We start from the raw sequence: 18174 nt of genomic DNA, 5'->3' as shown, positions 1-18174 counted from the left end.
CATGGAACGCCTGTTGATCACGGGGGCACGGGTGCTCGCGCCCGACGCCCTCTCCGCCCCCTTCGCCGACATACTTCTTGAGGGGGACCGGATCGCCGCCATGCTGCCGCCCGGCACGGCGGTGGAGGACGCGGCCCGGCACGACGCCGCCGGCCGCCTCGTCATGCCCGGCACGGTGAACGGGCATACCCACGGGCATGGTGGCCTGTCCAAGGGGATGGGGGACAAGTGGGACCTGGCCCTGCTTCTGACCCATGCCCCCTGGATCGGCGGCCATCGCGGGCTGGAGGACAAGCGGCTCGCCACCACCCTGACCGCGGTGGAGATGCTGCGGAAGGGCTGCACCGCCGGCTACGACCTGCCCTTCGAGTTCCCCGGCCCCACGGTGGACGGGTTGCAGGCCATGGCCGAGGCCTACGAGGCCGTCGGGCTGCGGGCCGTGCTGGCGCCGATGGTGGCGGACCTCACCTTCTTCCAGGCCACCCCCGGCCTGATCCAGGCCCTGCCGGAGGAGCACCAGGCCCGGGCCGTTGGCATGAGCATGGCGCGGGCGGACGACATCCTGGCCGCCATCCACGCCGCCGCGCGGGGCTGGCGCAGCGCGACGGTGCGGCTGGGCGTGGCGCCCACCATCCCCCTCCACTGCTCGGACGACTTCATGATGGGCTGCCGGGACCTTGCCGCGGAGCACGGCATGCCCATGCAGACCCATGTGGCCGAGGCCCGCTACCAGGCGGGCGGCGGAGAGATCCGCTACGGCTCCACCTTGCTGGCGCACATGGACAGCCTGGGGCTTGTGAACGAGCGGTTCAGCGTCGCCCACGGCGTCTGGCTGACCGGTGCCGACCTGGAGTTGCTGGCCCGGCGCGGCGCGGGGCTCTCGCACAATCCCGGTTCCAACATGCGGCTGGCCTCTGGAATCGCGCCGGCGCGGGCGGCGCTCCGGGCCGGGGTGACGGTCGGGCTGGGAACGGACGGTTCCGGCTCCTCCGACAACCAGAACATGTTCGAGGCGATGCGCCTCGCCGCCTTCGCGTCCCGCCTCTGGGAGGGCGCGGCTGAGGAGGACTGGCTCGGCACCGCGGAGACGGTGCGGCTGGCGACGGAGGGCTCCGCGCGGCTGCTGGGGCTGGATGCGGGGGTGGTCGCGCCGGGCAGGCTGGCCGACCTCGTCTTTCTCGACCTCGCCCATATCAACTGGGCGCCCTTCAACGACGCCGCTAATCAGCTCGTCTTCACCGAGGACGGCTCGGCGGTGCGGGAGGTGATGGTCGGCGGCGAATGGAGGCTGCGCGACGGCCGGGTGCTGGGCGTGGACGAGGCGAAGCTGGCGCGCGACGCCCAGGAGGCGGCCGATCGCCTTGCCGGCCTGAACCAGGGCACGCGCGCCTGGTGCGAGGCCATCGCCCCGCATGTCAGCTGCCATTGCCGCGCCCTGGCCGGCCGTTTCACCGGCGCGCGCCGCCTTCTGGCCGAGTGACGGGAAGCTGGCCCAACCGGGCCGGCCGCCACTTTCCCGACCCTGACGGCCTTGCCAGGGCCCGGCAGCGACCGCAGGCTCCCGCCCCGACGGAATCAGGGAGGGGACCATGGCCGATCGCTACGCGGTCGTGACCGGCGCGGGCCAGGGCATCGGGCGCGCCGCGGCGCAGGCGCTGCTGGCAGATGGGTGGCACGTGACGGTGCTCGGCCGGCGGTTGGAGCCGCTGCAGGAGACCGTGGCGGGCTGGGAGAGCGGCAATGCGATCACCTGCGACGTGGGTGACCGCGAGCAGGTCGAGGCCGCCTTCACCGAGGTGAAGTCCCGCTTCGGTCGGCTGGACCTGCTGTTCAACAATGCCGGGCGCGGCGCCCCTGCCGTGGACTTCGACGAGCTGTCCCTGGAGAACTGGCGCGGCGTGGTGGCGGCCAACCTGGACGGCACCTTCTTCTGCGCCCAGGCCGCCTACCGCATCATGAAGAACCAGTCGCCCAAGGGCGGGCGGATCATCAACAACGGCTCCATCAGCGCCCACGCGCCACGCCCCGGGGCGGCCGCCTACACGGCCACCAAGCACGCGGTGACCGGGCTGACGAAGCAGATCGCGCTGGACGGCCGCAAGCACGACATCACCGCCAGCCAGATCGATATCGGCAACGCCGCCACCCCCATGACGGAGCGGATGACCAAGGGGGTGCTGCAGCCGGACGGGTCCATGATGGTGGAGCCGCGCATGGACGTGGCGCTGGTGGGCAAAACGGTCGCCCACATGGCCTCCATGCCGCTGGAAGCGAACATTCCCTTCCTGACGATCATGGCCACGAAGATGCCCTGGCTGGGGCGGGGCTGAGCCCCGACCCTACCGCGCGCGGGCTATGCAGAACTCCACGATTCCCGCGAGCGCCCGGCGCTCCGGGCCATCGGGGAAGATGGAGAGGGAGTTCAGCGCCCGCGCCCCGTACTCCCGGGCGCGGCGGATGGTGGCTTCCAGCGTGCCACGGGACTGCATGAGGGAGATCGCCTTCTCCAGGTCGCCCTCCGCCTGCTCCCGCTCCTCCAGCACGCGGCGCCAGAAGACCTTCTCCTCCTCCGCCGCCGCGTTGAAGGCGAGCAGCACGGGAAGGGTGATCTTCCCCTCGCGGAAGTCGTCGCCCACGGTCTTGCCGAGCGCGGCCTGGCTTGCGGAGTAGTCCAGCGCGTCGTCCACCAGCTGGAAGGCCACGCCGAGGCTGTGGCCGTACTCGCGCAGCGCCTCCGCCTCCGCCTGCGGCCGGTCCGCCACCACGGCGCCCACCTCGGTCGCGGCGGCAAAGAGGGCGGCGGTCTTGCCCTCGATCACCCGCAGGTACTGCTCCTCCGTGGTGGAGGTGTCGTTCTGGGTGACGAGCTGGAGGACCTCCCCCTCCGCGATGGTCGCGGAGGCGGTGGCGAGGATGTCCAGCACCCGCAGCGAGCCATCGGCCACCATGATCTGGAAGGCGCGGGCGAAGAGGAAGTCGCCCACCAGCACGCTCGGCTTGTTGCCGAACACTGCGTTGGCGCTCGGCGCGCCGCGGCGCAGCGCGCTCTCGTCCACCACGTCGTCGTGCAGCAGGGTGGCGGTGTGGATGAACTCCACGCAAGCGGCGAGCGCGACGTGCCGATCCCCGCTGTGCCCGCAGAGCCGGGCGCTGGCGAGGGTCAGGAGCGGGCGGATGCGCTTGCCCCCGGCCGCCACGAGATGCGCGGCGAGTTGCGGGATCAGGGCCACGGGGCTCTGCATCCGCTCCACGATCAGCCGGTTGCACGCCTCCAGGTCCGCCCGGACGAGGTCGGTCAGCGCCTCCAGCGCCTGTTCGGGATCGCGCGCAGAGGTCACGCTGGAGGTGACGGGCGCGGTAAGAACGCTCACGCGGGCATTGACCTGTCCATAGCGGGCGGCACCATAACGGCGGGGCGTGGGGGCAGCAACGGGCGCCTCTCACGAGAGGGGATCCCTGCCCTGCCCCCGGCCCGGAGGATGCCGGCCCCATGATCCGCGTGCTGCTCGCCGAGGCCGATCCTGTGCGACTGGGCTTCCTGCAAGCCCTGCTGCGGGATGCGGGGTTGCGGCCCCTACTGCTGGACAGTCACGTCAGCGCGGTCGAGGGCCGGATCGGTGCCTTCCCCCAGCGGTTGGCCGTGCCGGAGAATGAGGCCGCGGCGGCAGAGGCGCTGCTGCGCGAGGCGGGCGAGTGGCCGGGCTGACGCCGCCAGCCGCCGGGCCCGTCCACACCCTTCTCGGCGGCAAGGTCCGGCTGCGGCAGCCGGCGGAAGGGCTGCGAGCCGGGATGGACGCCGTCATGCTCGCCGCCTCCGTGGAGCTCCCGCCGGGCGGGGTGCTCCTGGATGCCGGCTGCGGACCGGGCGGAGTTTTCCTCTGCGTCCTCGCCCGCCTTCCGGGCGTGCGCGCCATCGCGGTGGAGCGCGACCCGGTGCTCGCCGCCCTGGCGCGGGAGAATGCAGCGCTGAACGGATGGGCGGCGCGGGTCGAGGTGCTGGTAGGCGACGTGGCCGACCCCGCCCTCCGGGCCCGCCTGCCCCGCTGCGATGTGGCGGTGTCCAACCCGCCATACTGGCCGGAAGGATCGGTGCCGCCCGCTGCGCTGCGCGCTGGCGCCACTCATGCGGGCGGAGTCGGGCTCGGCGTCTGGGGCTCGCTGATCGCCTCGTCCCTGGCGCGGGGCGGGCGGGGTACGTTCATCCTTCCGGCCGAGCGCCTGGAGGACGGCCTGGCGGCGCTGCGGGGAGCGGGGCTGGGCGGGACCGAGATCATGCCGCTCTGGCCCCGTGCGGGAAAGGCGGCCGGGCGGGTGCTGTTGCGGGCGCGCCGTGCGCCACGCGCGCCCGCCGTCCTCAGGCCGGGATTGGTGCTGCACGCGGGGGCGGGCTGGACGCCGGCGGCCGATGCGGTGCTGCGCGGCGCGCCGCTGCCCTGGGGCGCGGCCGAGGTGAGCTAGACGTCTTTCTCGGGGTGCCGCAGGAGCCAGAGCCGCTCATGCGCTGCCACCAGGCTCTCCATGTTCTTGCGCCGGTTCACGTCGGGGGAGATGGTCCGGCGCCGGATCATCATCTCGAGGATGCGGAGCATCTCCTCCGCCACCTCGTAGTCTCCCTGGTCGCAGGCGTGATGGAAGGCGATGAGGATCTTGTCGGTCAGGCGGCGAGTATGACGAGGCGCCGACGGGGCCCGCCCCGTCGGTCTTGGTCCATCTGGCTCATCCGCAGCCATACCTGTTGCCGCCTCCCACTCCGCGAACCGGCACCCGGACGGGTAGCCGAATCCTGCAAGGGCATGTCTCAGCATAGCTGCCCGGAGCAGGATCGGAAACGGGCCAGGGCCATAAAGGCTTCCTGTATACGATGAATCCGCGGCGGCCCGCCCCTCTCAGTGCCGCGCGGGCTCGCCGAACGCGATCTCGCCGGTCGGCTGGGGGGAGCCGTTGAAGGCATGATCAGCGAAGGCCTCCTCCCACGTGCCCTGGGTGGAGGCGCGGGAGTACTCCGTCGCCCGATTCTCGAAGAAGTTGGTGTGCTCCACCGCGTTCAGCATCTCGTCGAGCCAGGGCAGCGGGTTCTTCTCGATGTGGTAGAGCGGCTCCAGGCCCAGCTGCTGCAGGCGGCGGTCGGCGATGAAGCGGATGTAGGTCTTGGTCTCCTCCGCGTTCAGCCCTTCCACCGCGCCCATGTTGAAGGCCAGGTCGATGAAGGCGTCCTCGTGGTCCACGATGGTCGCGCAGATCAGGTAGAGGTCGCGGCGCAGCTCCTCCGTCCAGATCTCCGGGTTCTCCTGCACGAAGGTGCGGAAGAGGCGGATCACGGAGAGGCAGTGCAGCGTCTCGTCGCGCACGGACCAGGAGACGATCTGGCCCATCCCCTTCATCTTGTTGTGGCGCGGGAAGTTCATGAGGATGGCGAAGGAGGCGAAGAGCTGCAGCCCCTCGGTGAAGGCGCCGAAGGCGGCCAGCGTCTTCGCGATCTCGGTCTTATTCTCGACCGAGAAGTTCTGCATGTAGTCGTACTTGTCCTTCATCTCCTTGTACTTGAGGAAGGCCGAGTACTCGAGCTCCGGCATGCCGATGGTGTCGAGCAGGTGGCTGTAGGCCGCGATGTGGATCGTCTCGATGTTCGAGAAGGCCGAGAGCATCATCAGCACCTCGGTCGGCTTAAAGACCTGGCTGTAATGCTTCATGTAGCAGTTGTTCACCTCGACATCCGCCTGCGTGAAGAAGCGGAAAATCTGGGTGAGCAGGTTGCGCTCGCCGGGCGTGAGGGTCTTCTGCCAATCCTTCACGTCGTCCGCCATCGGCACCTCTTCCGGCAGCCAGTGCACGCGCTGCTGGGTCAGCCACGCCTCGTAGGCCCACGGATAGCGGAAGGGCTTGTAGACGGGGTTGGCCGTCAGCAGGTCGAACTGCACGGGCAGCTCGTCGGGAGTGATGGCGCCGTCGGGCATGGCAGGCTTCCTGATGGGCGATGGGCGTTCGAAAGGGTTCCCCGGCGGGGCAGGCACCCGCCGGGATGGCAAGAGCGTGCGACCGCCGGCGGCCGGCGGTCGAATCACACCTCGTTACGTCAGATCACGATAAGGCAAGGAAGGGAGCCTCACTGGCAGGCGAGGCATTCCTCGTAGTTCGTGCTCTCGGCGGGCGCTGCAGCCACCAGCGGCAGCGGCGCCTCCGCGTCGTTCGCGGCGAAGCCGAGCTTCGGCTGCACGGCCACCTTCTCGCTGATCGTGTCCGCGCGCTGGATGGAGAGGGAGCGGCAGTAGTAGAGCGACTTCACGCCCTTCTTCCAGGCCTGGAAGTGGATCTGGTGCAGGTCACGCTTGTGGATGTTGGCGGGCAGGAAGAGGTTCAGCGACTGGCTCTGGCAGATATAGGCCGCGCGGTCCGCCCCGTGCTCCACCACCCAGCGCTGGTCCAGCTCGAAGGCCGTCTTGAACACGTCCTTCTCCTGCTGGGTCAGGAAGTCCAGGTGCTGCACGGAGCCCTTGGTGACGGTGACAGAGGTCCAGGTCTCGTCGTCATCGCGCCCGTGCTTCGCCAACACCTTCTGCAGGTACGGGTTCCGCACGATGAAGGAGCCGGAGAGCGTCTTGTGGTTATAGACGTTCGCCGCGATCGGCTCGATGCCAGGGGACGCCCCGCCGCAGATGATGCTGATGCTGGCCGTCGGCGCGATGGCGATCTTGTTCGAGAACCGCTCCATGATGCCGTACTCGGCGGCGTCCGGGCAGGGCCCGCGCTCGGCGGCCAGCTCGCGGCTCGCGACATCCGCCTGGGCGCGGATGTGCTTGAACATCCGGATGTTCCAGACCTTCGCCACCACGCTCTCGAACGGCACGTTCTGGGACTGCAGGAAGGAGTGGAAACCCATCACGCCGAGCCCGACGGAGCGCTCGCGCATGGCGCTGTACTTCGCCTTCGCCATGCTGTCCGGCGCCGTCTCGATGAAGGACTGCAGCACGTTGTCCAGGAAGCGCATCACGTCCGGGATGAAGCGCGGCTCGTCCTTCCACTCGAACCAAGTCTCGAGGTTCAGGGAGGAGAGGCAGCACACGGCGGTGCGGGCGCGGCCGTGGTGGTCGCGGCCGGTGGGCAGCGTGATCTCGGAGCAGAGGTTGGAGGTCTTCACCTCCAGGCCGGCGAGCTTGTGGTGCTCCGGCATCGCCCGGTTCACGTGGTCCGAGTAGATGATGTAGGGCTCGCCCTGCTCCATGCGAGCGGTGAGCAGGCGGATCCAGAGGCCGCGAGCGGAGATCTTGCGGATCACCGAGCCGTCCTTGGGCGATGTCAGCGCCCACTCCTCGTCGGCCTCCACGGCGCGCATGAAGGCGTCGGGGATCAGGATGCCGTGGTGGAGGTTCAGCGCCTTGCGATTCGGGTCGCCGCCGGTCGGGCGGCGGATGTCGATGAACTCCTCGATCTCCGGGTGGGAGATCGGCAGGTAAACGGCGGCCGAGCCGCGGCGCAGCGAGCCCTGAGAGATGGCGAGGGTCAGGCTGTCCATCACCCGGATGAAGGGGATGATGCCGGAGGTCTTCCCGTTCTGCCCGACCTTCTCACCGATGGAGCGGAGGTTGCCCCAGTAGGAGCCGATGCCGCCGCCCTTGGAGGCGAGCGCCACGTTCTCGTTCCAGAGGCCGACGATGTCGTCGAGGCTGTCATCCGCCTCGTTCAGGAAGCAGGAAATCGGCAGGCCGCGCTTTGTGCCGCCGTTGGACAGCACGGGGGTGGCGGGCATGAACCAGAGCTTCGAGATGTAATCGTAAATTCGCTGGGCATGCGCCGCGTCGTCGCCATACGCACTGGCAACACGGGCGAAGAGGTCCTGATACGATTCGCCGGGCATGAGGTAGCGGTCGCTCAGCGTGTCCTTGCCGAACGCGGTCAGCAGGGCGTCGCGCGAGCGGTCGACCTGAACCTGGCCATGGCCCTCAAGCTGGATGGCATCAAACATCTCGAAACCCCTGAATTCCCCCGCGGCGGAGGATGCCTCTGGGACGCTGGCCGCACAAGATATCGCGTGGCCCAGGGAGAACGAACGCTAGATGTGGGAGGTTGCCGTGGCGAAAACGCCACGGCCGGATGGGTTGCGCACGACGACTCGCACATTTTCAGCGAGTCGCCGGACCTCCTTCAGAGTGTCATCAAAGGTGAACATTTTTGTGAGGCCGAAGCCTCCCCGTGATCCCCGTAATCCACAGCCCGGGGGCGCCCTCAGCGCAGCGGCGGCGCGTATTGCAGCCCGCCCTTGGTCCACAGCGCATTGATGCCGCGCTGGATGCCCAGCGGCGTCATGTTGCGGTCCCACACCTCCGCGAAGTTGCCGACCTGCCGCACGATCTGCGCCGCCCAGTCGTTGCTCATGCCCATCCCCTGCCCGAGATCGCCCGAGCGGCCGAGGAAGCGCTGAATGTCCGGGTTCGTGCTGTTGGCGAAGCTGTCGATGTTGCGGCTGTCGATGCCCAGCTCCTCCGCGGTGATCATGGCGAAGTGGGCCCAGCGCGCCATGTCGAAGAACCGCCAGTCCCCCTTGCGAACGGCGACGCCGAGCGGCTCCTTCGAGATGATGTCGGGCAGCACGACGAAGCGGCTCGCATTCGCCCCGTGGCTGGCACGGTAGGAGGCGAGCGCGGAGGCATCGGTGGAGTAGCTGTCGCAGCGGCCGGAGAGGAAGGCGGCGCGCAGTTCCTCGATGCTGTCCATCACCACGGGGGTGAAGCGCATGTTGTGGGTGCGGAAGTAGTCCGCGACGTTCAGCTCGTTCGTCGTGCCGGGCAGCAGGCAAATCGTCGCGCCGTCAAGCTGGCGGGCACTCGTGATGCCCGCATCGGACTTCACCAGGAAGCCCTGGCCGTCGAAGACGTTGATGCTCGCGAAGGCCAGGCCCAGGGCGCCCTCGCGCGCCATGCTCCAGGTCGTCACGCGGGCGAGGACGTCGATCTCGCCGGATTGCAGCATGGTGAAGCGCTGCGCCGTGCTGGCGGGCACGAAGCGCACCTTCTTCGCGTCGCCCAGAACCGCCACGGCTATGGCGCGGCAAGAATCCACGTCGATGCCGTGCCACTCGCCCCGGCTGTCCGGCGTGCCGAACCCGGCCGAGTTGGGCGTCACGCCGCAGATGAGGGAACCCCGCGCGCGGATGGCGGCCACCGTGTCCGGCGCGGGCTGCGCCAGGGCCGGAACGGCGAGAAGCGCCGCCAGTCCAGCGGCCAGGATGGTCTTGAGCATGGGCGTGTCCTCCGATGCGCCCGAAGCTGCCGGGCGAACGCCCATCCTCGCCTGCCGAGGGCCGTTCTCCCAGCCCTGCCGGAGGCCTGCCTCAGTCCTCCTGCAGTTCCAGCCGCTTCGCCACGCCCTCGTAGAAGGCGGCGGAGCCCGGATTCCCGGCGGCGGCGAAGCGGGCCGCCACGGCGCGGGCCGCGCGCGCGGCGGCCCGGAAGCTGTCGGTCCGCTCCTGGAAGTCCATGCTGTTGGAACCCAGCGCGCCCGCGCGGTAGCGGCCGACCTCGTAGCCGCCCTCCACCTCCACGACGCCGATCACCGGCACCCCCTCCCGCATCTCACCGAAGAAGGCGGCGCCGGCGCCGGCGGCATCCCGGCGCCGCAGCATGCCGTGGCCGGTGGCCTGGCCGTTCACGCAGTCGCCCGTCCAGAACACCCGCCCCGAGGCGAGGGAAGCGGGCGCCTGGAAGCGGCACCCCGTCCCGGGGTCGCGCGCCCAGTCGGCCCGCCCCGGTTCCTCGGCGGAAAGGGGCGCCGCGAGGAGCAGGGCCAGGAAGGAGGCAAGGGCTGGGGCGCGCGACATCACCGTTTCCTCCTGGGGGCCGGGATGGTGTAGCGCGTCCCCATCCTCCCGCAATCTTCCAGGCGCGACTCCACCCAGGCGCGCGTGACGAGATAGGTGCTGCCCGCCACCTCGGCCTCGGTCGCGATCACATCCTCGTCGAGGCCGAGGTTCCGGTTGGAGAGCAGGAGGGCGTCCTCGCCGGCGTCCCGGCCCTGCCAGAGGATCAGGGGCCGCGCGGGGTCGGCGCCGCCCTGGCCAGAAGCAGCGCGAGGGTCGGGCGCGCATCGCCGAAGCCGGGATCCCGGCGCGTGTCGAAGGGAGTGCCGGGTGCGTCCTGCGCTGCCCCCACGGACGGGACGGCGAGGACGAGCGGAAGCAGCGCCGTACCAGTGCGAAGAAAACGCCCGGTCGGAAGGGCCGGGCGGCGGATCACGCGGCGCCCTGCCCTGCCCCGGTCATTCCCACTCGATCGTGCCGGGGGGCTTGCTCGTCACGTCGTAGGCCACGCGGTTGATGCCCCTGACCTCGTTGACGATGCGGTTGCAGACGCGGGTGAGGAAGGCGATCTCGAAGGGATAGACGTCGGCGGTCATCCCGTCCGTGCTCGTCACGGCCCGCAGGGCGCAGGCCTGGTCATAGGTGCGGCCGTCGCCCATCACGCCCACGGTCCGCACGGGCAGCAGCACGGCGAAGGCCTGCCAGATGGCGTCGTAGAGGCCCGCGGCGCGGATCTCCTCCAGGAAGATCGCGTCGGCCTTCTGGAGGATCTGCACCTTCTCCCGCGTCACCTCGCCGGGGATGCGGATGGCCAGGCCCGGCCCCGGGAAGGGGTGGCGGCCGACGATGGCCTCAGGCATGCCGAGCTCACGGCCCAGCGCCCGCACCTCGTCCTTGAACAGCTCGCGCAGCGGCTCCACCAGCCGCATCCGCATGCCCTCCGGCAGGCCGCCGACATTGTGGTGGGACTTGATCGTCACGGAGGGGCCGCCGGTGGCGGAGACGCTCTCGATCACGTCCGGGTAGAGCGTGCCCTGGGCCAGGAAGTCGGCGCCGCCGATCTTCGCCTGCTCCTCCTCGAACACCTCGATGAACAGGCGCCCGATCGTCTTGCGCTTCACCTCGGGGTCGGTCACGCCGGCAAGTGCGCCGAGAAAGAGGTCGCTGGCGTCCCGGTGGACGAGCTTGATGTTGAAGCGGTCCCGGAAGGTCGAGAGCACCTGCTCCGTCTCCCCGCCCCGCATCAGCCCGTGATCGACGTAGATGCAGGTGAGCTGGTCACCGATCGCCTCGTGCAGCAGCACCGCTGCCACGGAGGAGTCGACGCCACCGGACAGCCCGCAGATCACGCGCCCCTTGCCGACCTTGGCGCGGATCCGCTCGATCTCCTCGGCTCGGAAGGCGCCCATGGTCCAGTCGCCGGTCGCGCCGCAGATCCTGCGCACGAAGTTCTTCAGCAGGGCGTGGCCGTGCGGGGTGTGCACGACCTCCGGGTGGAACTGCACGCCGTAGAAGTGGCGCTTGTCGTCGGCGATGGCCGCGAAGGGCGCGCCCTCCGACACCGCCACGGCCCGGAAGCCGGGCGGCAGGGCCGTGACGCGGTCGCCGTGGCTCATCCAGACCTGCTCGCGCGAGCCCTTGTCCCAGACGCCGTGGAACAGGTCGCAGTCATCGGCCACCTCGACATGGGCGCGGCCGAACTCGCGGTGGTCGCTGCCCTCCACCTGCCCGCCGAGCTGGGCGCACATGGTCTGCTGGCCGTAGCAGATGCCGAGGATCGGCAGGCCCATCTCGAACACGGCCTGCGGCGCCCGGGGGCTGGCGCCCTCCGTCACGCTCGCCGGGCCGCCCGAGAGGACGATACCCATGGGGTCGAAGCCGCGGATGCGGGCCTCGTCGGCGGTGAAGGGCCAGACCTCGCAGTAAACGCCCTCCTCGCGCAGGCGGCGCGCGATGAGCTGGGTCACCTGGCTGCCGAAGTCGAGGATCAGGATGCGCTGGTGGCGCTCGCTGCCTGGCTGGTTGGCGTAAGGAGCGGGATTCGTGTCGGCCATGGCGGCCATCACCACAAAAACAGGGCGGCTTCAACCCTCGCCGCGCGCATCCCGCTCCCGCGTCGCCGCCGTAGCCTCCAGCAGAAGGCCGATCGGGTTCCAGAGCACGGCCGTCTGCTCCACGGGACGACCACCGACGCGGATCATCTCCCGCCCCACCGGCCGCCCGCCGAGATGCCGGTAGAACCAGCCCGCCGCATTGCCGGAGAGCACCCAGAGCATGGCGGAGCCGCAGCCGATGGCTGAGAGATGGGCCGCGGAGGCCCGCATCAGCCGCCGCCCGATGCCCAGGTCCCGCCAGTCCGGCAGGATGTAGAGGGTCTCAATCTCGCCCTCCGCAATGCCTTCTCGCCGTGCCCGGGCGGCGGATGCGAAGCCCACCGGCGAGCCGTCCTCGGCGCAGGCGACGAAGACAGCCTCCCCTCCCCGCCGCGCCAGCATGGCGCGCAGGTAGCCGGCGGCGATCCGCCGCTCATCCAGGCCGATGAGATAGGAATCGGGCAGGATCCCCGGATAGGCGTCCTGCCAGGCCGCGCGATGGATCGCTCCTATGGCGGGCGCATCCTCCGGACGGGCCCGCCTGACCTGCAACATCGCGCCGCCGGCCGTCAGGTGCGGCGTCGCAGCACGGCGGCGAAGAAGCCGTCCGTGCCGTGGCTGTGCGGGGCGAGCGCCATGTGCGGTCCTTCCCCGGGCGCCGGGCCCTTCATGCCCGCATCGGCCCAGGCCTCGGCCAGGGGCAGGGCGTCGAAGTCCGAATGCTGGTCGAGGAAGTCGCGCACCTGCTCTTCGTCCTCTCCGGGAAGCACAGAGCAGGTAGCGTAGATCAGCTTTCCGCCAGGGCGCACCAAGGACGCGGCCCGATCGAGGATTGCGCGCTGTTTCGTGATGAGTTCCGCGTAATCTTCTTGCGTGGTCCGCAGCCGCGCGTCCGGGTTGCGGCGCCAGGTTCCGGTTCCCGTGCAGGGCGCGTCCACCAGCACCCGGTCGAAGGTCGCGGCGCGCCGCTTCACCCAGCGGTCGCCACTCTCCAGCAGGTGGGTCTCGGCATTGTCCACCCCGGCGCGGCGCAGGCGCTTGGTCGCGCCGGTGAGGCGGGGGACGGAGACGTCCAGCGCCGCGATCCGCCCGCGGTTCCCCATCGTGGCGGCCATGGCGAGCGTCTTGCCGGCGGCGCCGGCGCAGTAATCCGCCACCTTCATCCCCGGCCGGGCATCGGCCAGCAGGGCGATCAGCTGGCTGCCCTCGTCCTGGATCTCCACCAGCCCGTCCTGGAAGGCGCGCGTGTTCAGGATCGGGCGCCGGTCCGGCACGCGAAGGCCCCAGGGGGAGTAGCGGGTCGGCTCGGTCGGGATGCCCTCGGCCGCCAGGGTCGCGGCGGCGGCCTCCCGGGAGGTGCGGAGGAGGTTCACGCGCAGGTCCAGCGGCGCGGAGCCCTCCAGCCCCGCCGCGGCCTCCGGCAACGCCTCCCCGAACCGCGCCTTCAGCCCGGGCAGGGCCCATTCCGGCAGGTTGAGGCGCGTTGCCTCGTCCATCTTCGGGTGCAGCAGCGGCTGGCCGTCCAGCTTGGCGAGGACGCGGCGCTCCTCCGGGGTCAGCGGCCTTTCCGCGTACTGGGAGCCGTTGAAGGCCGCCTCCACCCCGGCCAGCCCGCCGCGTTCCACCAGCAGGAGATAGGCGGCCATGAGGAGGCGCCCGGTCGGCGCGGCGCCGGTGCGGTCGATGTGCCAGTCCAGCCGCGCCCGTTCCCGCACCACGCCCCAGGCGCGGTCGGCGATGGCGCGGCGGTCCCCGCCGCCGATGAAGCGGCGGGCGCGGAAGAAGTCGTTGGCCACCGCGTCGGCGGGGCGGCGAGGGGCGGATTCCAGCGCGTCCAGCAGGGCGATGGCGGCGGAGATGCGGGCGAGCGGGGTCATGTCTGCACAGATAGGGGCGCGCCGCCGGATTTGCGGCGCGCCGTGACCGTGATGCGTGCCGTCAGCCTTCCTGGCGGTAGTTCGGGGCCTCGCGCGTGATCGCCACGTCGTGCACGTGGCTCTCCCGCAGGCCGGCGCCGGTGATGCGGCGGAAGCGGCAGTTGGACTGCATCTCGCCGATCGTGGCGTTGCCCGTATAGCCCATGGCGGACTTCAGCCCGCCCACCAGCTGGTGGATCACCGCGCCGACCGGGCCCTTGTAGCCGATGCGGCCCTCGATCCCCTCGGGCACGAGCTTCAGGCTGTCCTGGACATCCGCCTGGAAGTAGCGATCGGCCGATCCGCGGGCCATGGCGCCGAGGCTGCCCATGCCGCGATAGGATTTGTAGGAGCGGCCCTGGTAGAGGAACACCTCGCCCGGCGCTTCGTCTGTCCCGGCAAACAGGCTGCCCATCATCACGCAGTCCGCGCCCGCCGCGATCGCCTTGGCGATGTCGCCGGAGGTGCGGATGCCGCCATCGGCGATGGCCGGCACGCCCCGCTCCTTCGCCGCCGCGGCGCACTCCATCACGGCGGTCAGCTGCGGCACGCCGACGCCGGCCACGATGCGGGTGGTGCAGATCGAGCCCGGCCCGATGCCGATCTTCACCCCGTCCGCGCCGGCCTCGATCAGCGCCTCCACGGCCTCCGGGGTGGCGACGTTGCCGGCGATGATCTGCACGGAGTTGGAGAGGCGCTTGATCACCTCCACGGACTTCAGCACGCCCGCGGAGTGGCCGTGGGCGGTGTCCACCACAATGATGTCGGCCTCGGCGGCCACCAGCGCCTCGGCGCGGCGGCGCCCGTCCTCGCCGGTCCCGGTGGCGGCGGCCACGCGCAGGCGGCCCATGGCGTCCTTTACCGCGCTCGGGTTGGCCTGGGCCTTGTCCATGTCCTTCACGGTGATCAGGCCGACGCAGCGGCCCTTCTCGTCCACGACCAGCAGCTTCTCAATGCGGTGCTTGTGCAGCAGGGCGCGGGCGCGGTCCGGCGTGACCTCGGTGGGAACGGTGACGAGGTTCTCCCGCGTCATCAGCTCGTAGACGCGCTGGTTCGGGTCCGTCGCGAAGCGCACGTCACGGGAGGTGACGATGCCCACCAGGCGCCCGGTCTCCGGCTCCACCACCGGGATGCCGGAAATGCGGTGCTGCTCCTGCAGGGCACGGACATCGGCCAGGGTCTGGTCGGGGTGGATGGTGACGGGGTTCACCACCATCCCGCTCTCGAACTTCTTCACCCGGCGGACCTGGGCCGCCTGCTCCTCGATCGTCAGGTTCTTGTGGATCACGCCGATGCCGCCCGCCTGGGCCATGGCGATGGCCATGGGCCCTTCGGTGACCGTGTCCATCGCCGCGGCGACGAGGGGGATGTTCAGCGCGATCTCCCGCGTGATGCGGGTGCGCGTATCGGCCTGGCCGGGAAGGACGGAGGAGTAGCCAGGGACGAGGAGGACGTCGTCGAAGGCGTAGGCTTCCTCGAACCGGGCGAGGAAGCGGGGCGTTGTAGAATCGGGTGCCATGGGCGGGGGCCTCTCGGGACGGGGCGGCGCTGCCTTGGCGATCCCCCCTACGCCTTCCCGCCCCCGCGCCGCAAGGCTGGGGTCATGACGATGACGAGACGCTGCCCCCTTCCCGCCGGGGGAAGTCAGCCCCCCTGCCCTGCCGTATCTGCTTTGGGGTTTGCCCGGAAGCCCTGCGCGACAACGTACATCTCCGCGCTGTCCTTCCGGCTCGCGGGGGGCTTGGCGTGGCGCACCGTCGCGTAGTCCCGCTTCAGCGCCGCCAGCAGTTCCCGCTCCGTCCCGCCCTGGAACACCTTGGCCACGAAGGCTCCGCCGGGGGTGAGGACCTTCCGCGCGAAGTCCGCCGCCAACTCCACCAGGGCGAGGATGCGAAGGTGGTCGGTGGCGTTGTGGCCGGTGGTGTTCGGCGCGATGTCCGAGATCACCAGGTCCGCCGGGCCATCCATGGCCTCCAGCACCGCCTGCTCGGCTGCCTCCTCGTTGAAGTCGCCCTGCAGGGTGGTGGCGCCGGGGATCGGGTCCATGGGCAGGATGTCGAGCGCGACCACCTTGCCGCGGTCCCCCACCCGCTTCACCGCCACCTGTGTCCAGCCGCCCGGGGCGGCGCCGAGATCGACCACCCGCTGCCCGGGGCGGAACAGCTTGAAGCGCTCGTCCAGCTCGATGATCTTGAAGGCGGCGCGGGACCGCCAGCCAGCGGCCTTCGCGGCCTTCACATAGGGATCGTTCAGCTGGCGCTGCAGCCAGAGCTGGCTCGCGGTACTGCGGCCCTTGGCAGTGCGCAGACGGGTGGAGAGGTTGCGCTCGCCCGTCCCACGGGATTCAGTCACGGATCAGTCCTCGGATAGGCGTTCAGGCGCCGCGGCGGGGCTTGCGGCGGTCCCGCATCGCCCGCAGCAGCAGCCCTTCGCGCAGGCCCCGGTCGCAGACGGTGATGCCGGCCGCCGGCCAGACCTGGCGGATGGCGGCATAGATGGCGCATCCCGGAAGAACGAAATCAACCCGCTCCGGCCCGATGCAGGGATGGGCGGCCAGCCCCTCCCGGCCCATGGTCCGCAGCGCGTCCAGCGCGCGGTCGGCGCAGCCCATGGCCAGCTCGTGCCCATCCACGGCGGCCCGGCTGTAGCGCGGAAGGTCCAGCGCGATGCCGGCAAGCGTGGTGACGGTGCCGGAGGTGCCCATCAGCCGCACCCCGCCGGCCCGCATCTCCTGGCGGATGCGATGGACGGAGTCGAAGGTTTCGAAGCGGCTCGCCACCTCGTCCACCACCCGCTGGAACCCTTCCTCACCGAAGCAGGCGGCCCCATCGCGCTCCACCAGCGTCACGACGCCGAATGGGACGGAGATGGTGCCGATGAGCTGGGGGCGGCCCGGCTCGTCCGTGCGGATCCAGGCGATCTCGGTAGAGCCGCCGCCGATGTCGAACAGCAGGGCCCGCCGGTCCTCCGGCCGGAAGAGGGGAGCGCAGGATTCCATCGCCAGCTCCGCCTCCTCCCGCGCGGGGATGACGCGGATGGGGGCACCCAGAGCCCGCTCCGCCCGGCGCATGAAGCCCGGGCCGTTTGTGGCGCGTCGGCAGGCCTCGGTCGCCACGGCGTGCACGGCCTGTACCGGGCGGCGGGACAGCTTCTGGCCGCAGGCTTCCAGAGCCGCCTCCGCCCGGTCCATGGCGGCGGCGGACAGCGCGCCGGTGGAGCTCAGCCCCTCGCCCAGCCGGATGATGCGGCTGAAGCTGTCCAGCACGCGAAAGCCGCCCGGGCCGGACGGGCTGGCCACGAGAAGGCGGCAGTTGTTCGTGCCGAGGTCCAGCGCGGCGAAGAGCGGCGCCCCGCTGGCGGGGCGAACGGCCCCGTCCGGGGCGGTGATGGGCGGCACCGGGGGGCCCTCCCCCCGCCTGCCACCCGGCGGCTGGGAGGCGTTCCGGGTCTGCATGGCACTGATAATTCGATGATCCGCCTGGAGATGGGGTGGGGCAAGCCCTTATTCCACCATGCGGCGCGATGGCCCGCTTGCGGACCCGGACGCACCGGGCTATAGGGCCGCCGCGCCTGCCGTTGGGGAATAGTTTAACGGTAGAACTCCCGACTCTGACTCGGGCAGTCTTGGTTCGAATCCAGGTTCCCCAGCCAACCCTCCCGAGGGGTCTGGCAGATTGGCGGCATAGCCTCAGACATCCAGCATCATCGGCGCCAACTGGGCTTTTTGGCCGGGTGTCGCACATGGATGTCACGCAAACCTGTCACACGACGGGGCCTCCAGATATCCGGTCCTGACTGGGGAACCGATGAGGCACGCCGCCTACCTCCGGCGGAGGGGCGACCTGTGGTACTGGCATCGGCGCCTGCCGGGGGCAGCCCGCGGACGCTGGATCGACCTCTCACTAGACGTCGAAGGCCGCGTCCCCGCCCGACGGATGGGGCCCCTCATGGACGCCGCGTTCGGGCAGTTGGTCGATCGAGAGACAGGGGGACAGCATCCCCGGTCAGCGAGGCGGCCGTGATGTGAGCCGCGCGGGACGAGGTGGTCCGCCGAGCGGCAGATGCCCAGCGGCCCCGCGGTCCCGACCCGGTTCAGGCAGCCCGTGGCCCGAGAGCCAAAGCACCCCTTCCCGATGAAGTTGCCGCCACGCTAGCCGCCCTCCTGGCAGGAACCGGTGACACGGACGAATAGGTGGCCGTCCCAAACGATTTGGCCGCTGGCATGCTCGCGGCCTTGCCTTCCCTCCCCGCCCCCACCGGCCTGCCTTCGCGCACGGCGGCCGCCAAGGAGCGGGCCCTTGCCGCGATGGGGCGTGCGCGTACATGGCTGGATTGGTCCACGGCACTCAAACTGCCTGGACACCGATCCCTGCGG

General features: G+C 70.5%; 17 protein-coding genes and 1 tRNA gene. 5 read left to right on the top strand and 13 right to left on the bottom strand.

Features of this window, described 5'->3' with window-relative positions:
* Position 1 precedes the first annotated feature (1 nt).
* Both NRP21_RS04055 and NRP21_RS04050 read left to right on the top strand, forming a co-directional pair.
* A complete protein-coding gene (locus NRP21_RS04055; protein ID WP_257714896.1) occupies positions 2 to 1480 on the top strand; it encodes an amidohydrolase family protein in 1479 nt (492 codons plus the stop codon).
* A 109-nt stretch (positions 1481 to 1589) separates the two neighbouring features.
* The gene (locus NRP21_RS04050) at positions 1590 to 2330 is read left to right on the top strand and encodes an SDR family oxidoreductase (protein ID WP_257714895.1); all 741 of its coding nucleotides are present in this window, start codon (positions 1590 to 1592) and stop codon (positions 2328 to 2330) included.
* 9 nt (positions 2331 to 2339) lie between these two features.
* On the opposite strand, the gene NRP21_RS04045 is transcribed toward NRP21_RS04050, so the two are convergent.
* Positions 2340 to 3371: a polyprenyl synthetase family protein gene (locus NRP21_RS04045; protein ID WP_257714894.1), complete on the bottom strand. Its 1032-nt coding sequence runs from the start codon at positions 3369 to 3371 to the stop codon at positions 2340 to 2342.
* Positions 3372 to 3490: 119 nt separating this feature from the next.
* Here NRP21_RS04045 and NRP21_RS04040 point away from each other — a divergent pair, with 119 nt between their 5' ends.
* Together NRP21_RS04040 and NRP21_RS04035 are read left to right on the top strand one after the other, a co-directional pair.
* The gene (locus tag NRP21_RS04040) at positions 3491 to 3706 is read left to right on the top strand and encodes a DUF2007 domain-containing protein (protein WP_257714893.1); all 216 of its coding nucleotides are present in this window, start codon (positions 3491 to 3493) and stop codon (positions 3704 to 3706) included.
* A complete protein-coding gene (locus tag NRP21_RS04035) occupies positions 3694 to 4458 on the top strand; it encodes a tRNA1(Val) (adenine(37)-N6)-methyltransferase (protein WP_257714892.1) in 765 nt (254 codons plus the stop codon). Before NRP21_RS04040 ends, NRP21_RS04035 begins: the two co-directional genes overlap by 13 nt.
* Here the strand turns inward: NRP21_RS04035 and NRP21_RS04030 are convergent.
* The 12 genes from NRP21_RS04030 to NRP21_RS03975 form a co-directional block, all read right to left on the bottom strand.
* Positions 4455 to 4730: a hypothetical protein gene (locus tag NRP21_RS04030; protein ID WP_257714891.1), complete on the bottom strand. Its 276-nt coding sequence runs from the start codon at positions 4728 to 4730 to the stop codon at positions 4455 to 4457. The two genes, NRP21_RS04035 and NRP21_RS04030, sit on opposite strands and share 4 nt — an antisense overlap.
* Positions 4731 to 4886: 156 nt before the next feature.
* Positions 4887 to 5954, bottom strand: coding sequence for a ribonucleotide-diphosphate reductase subunit beta (locus NRP21_RS04025; protein ID WP_257714890.1), 1068 nt, complete (start codon positions 5952 to 5954; stop codon positions 4887 to 4889).
* A 149-nt stretch (positions 5955 to 6103) separates the two neighbouring features.
* On the bottom strand, positions 6104 to 7960 hold the full coding sequence (locus NRP21_RS04020; protein ID WP_257714889.1) for a ribonucleoside-diphosphate reductase subunit alpha: 1857 nt from the start codon (positions 7958 to 7960) through the stop codon (positions 6104 to 6106).
* Between the two features lie 260 nt (positions 7961 to 8220).
* Positions 8221 to 9234 (bottom strand): amino acid ABC transporter substrate-binding protein, encoded by a 1014-nt coding sequence (locus tag NRP21_RS04015; protein ID WP_257714888.1) that lies wholly within the window; start codon positions 9232 to 9234, stop codon positions 8221 to 8223.
* A 91-nt stretch (positions 9235 to 9325) separates the two neighbouring features.
* A complete protein-coding gene (locus NRP21_RS04010) occupies positions 9326 to 9811 on the bottom strand; it encodes a hypothetical protein (RefSeq protein WP_257714887.1) in 486 nt (161 codons plus the stop codon).
* A 205-nt stretch (positions 9812 to 10016) separates the two neighbouring features.
* Positions 10017 to 10226, bottom strand: a complete 210-nt coding sequence (locus tag NRP21_RS04005; protein ID WP_257714886.1) for a hypothetical protein — start codon at positions 10224 to 10226, stop codon at positions 10017 to 10019.
* Positions 10227 to 10248: 22 nt separating this feature from the next.
* The gene (guaA, locus tag NRP21_RS04000; protein WP_257714885.1) at positions 10249 to 11844 is read right to left on the bottom strand and encodes a glutamine-hydrolyzing GMP synthase; all 1596 of its coding nucleotides are present in this window, start codon (positions 11842 to 11844) and stop codon (positions 10249 to 10251) included.
* 30 nt (positions 11845 to 11874) lie between these two features.
* Positions 11875 to 12438 carry a GNAT family N-acetyltransferase gene (locus tag NRP21_RS03995; RefSeq protein WP_257714884.1) on the bottom strand — a complete coding sequence of 188 codons (564 nt, stop codon included), beginning with the start codon at positions 12436 to 12438 and terminating at the stop codon, positions 11875 to 11877.
* A 14-nt stretch (positions 12439 to 12452) separates the two neighbouring features.
* Complete coding sequence (locus tag NRP21_RS03990; protein WP_257714883.1) at positions 12453 to 13760, bottom strand: RsmB/NOP family class I SAM-dependent RNA methyltransferase; 1308 nt, start codon at positions 13758 to 13760, stop codon at positions 12453 to 12455.
* A 61-nt stretch (positions 13761 to 13821) separates the two neighbouring features.
* Positions 13822 to 15318, bottom strand: a complete 1497-nt coding sequence (gene guaB, locus NRP21_RS03985) for an IMP dehydrogenase (protein ID WP_257714882.1) — start codon at positions 15316 to 15318, stop codon at positions 13822 to 13824.
* 125 nt (positions 15319 to 15443) lie between these two features.
* A complete protein-coding gene (locus NRP21_RS03980; protein ID WP_257714881.1) occupies positions 15444 to 16151 on the bottom strand; it encodes an RlmE family RNA methyltransferase in 708 nt (235 codons plus the stop codon).
* Between the two features lie 22 nt (positions 16152 to 16173).
* Positions 16174 to 17196 (bottom strand): Ppx/GppA phosphatase family protein, encoded by a 1023-nt coding sequence (locus NRP21_RS03975; RefSeq protein ID WP_257714880.1) that lies wholly within the window; start codon positions 17194 to 17196, stop codon positions 16174 to 16176.
* 180 nt (positions 17197 to 17376) lie between these two features.
* Here NRP21_RS03975 and NRP21_RS03970 point away from each other — a divergent pair.
* Positions 17377 to 17450 (top strand) — tRNA-Gln (locus NRP21_RS03970).
* The last annotated feature ends 724 nt before the right edge of the window (positions 17451 to 18174 follow it).

Source organism: Roseomonas populi (genome assembly GCF_024594815.1).
GTDB classification, from domain to species: Bacteria; Pseudomonadota; Alphaproteobacteria; order Acetobacterales; family Acetobacteraceae; genus Roseomonas; species Roseomonas populi.
Note: the sequence above shows the minus strand (reverse complement) of the source record. Positions and strands in the feature narration are given on the sequence as shown.

Excerpts from the sequence above, each read along its gene's own strand:
- NRP21_RS04025 (WP_257714890.1), bottom strand. The coding sequence starts at position 5,954 with ATGCCCGACGGCGCCATCACTCCCGACGAGCTGCCCGTGCAGTTCGAC.
- NRP21_RS04020 (WP_257714889.1), bottom strand. The coding sequence starts at position 7,960 with ATGTTTGATGCCATCCAGCTTGAGGGCCATGGCCAGGTTCAGGTCGAC.
- NRP21_RS04055 (WP_257714896.1), top strand. The coding sequence starts at position 2 with ATGGAACGCCTGTTGATCACGGGGGCACGGGTGCTCGCGCCCGACGCC.
- NRP21_RS04040 (WP_257714893.1), top strand. The coding sequence starts at position 3,491 with ATGATCCGCGTGCTGCTCGCCGAGGCCGATCCTGTGCGACTGGGCTTC.
- NRP21_RS04010 (WP_257714887.1), bottom strand. The coding sequence starts at position 9,811 with ATGTCGCGCGCCCCAGCCCTTGCCTCCTTCCTGGCCCTGCTCCTCGCG.
- guaB (WP_257714882.1), bottom strand. The coding sequence starts at position 15,318 with ATGGCACCCGATTCTACAACGCCCCGCTTCCTCGCCCGGTTCGAGGAA.
- NRP21_RS03995 (WP_257714884.1), bottom strand. The coding sequence starts at position 12,438 with ATGTTGCAGGTCAGGCGGGCCCGTCCGGAGGATGCGCCCGCCATAGGA.
- guaA (WP_257714885.1), bottom strand. The coding sequence starts at position 11,844 with ATGGCCGACACGAATCCCGCTCCTTACGCCAACCAGCCAGGCAGCGAG.
- NRP21_RS04015 (WP_257714888.1), bottom strand. The coding sequence starts at position 9,234 with ATGCTCAAGACCATCCTGGCCGCTGGACTGGCGGCGCTTCTCGCCGTT.
- NRP21_RS04050 (WP_257714895.1), top strand. The coding sequence starts at position 1,590 with ATGGCCGATCGCTACGCGGTCGTGACCGGCGCGGGCCAGGGCATCGGG.
- NRP21_RS04030 (WP_257714891.1), bottom strand. The coding sequence starts at position 4,730 with ATGGCTGCGGATGAGCCAGATGGACCAAGACCGACGGGGCGGGCCCCG.
- NRP21_RS03990 (WP_257714883.1), bottom strand. The coding sequence starts at position 13,760 with ATGACCCCGCTCGCCCGCATCTCCGCCGCCATCGCCCTGCTGGACGCG.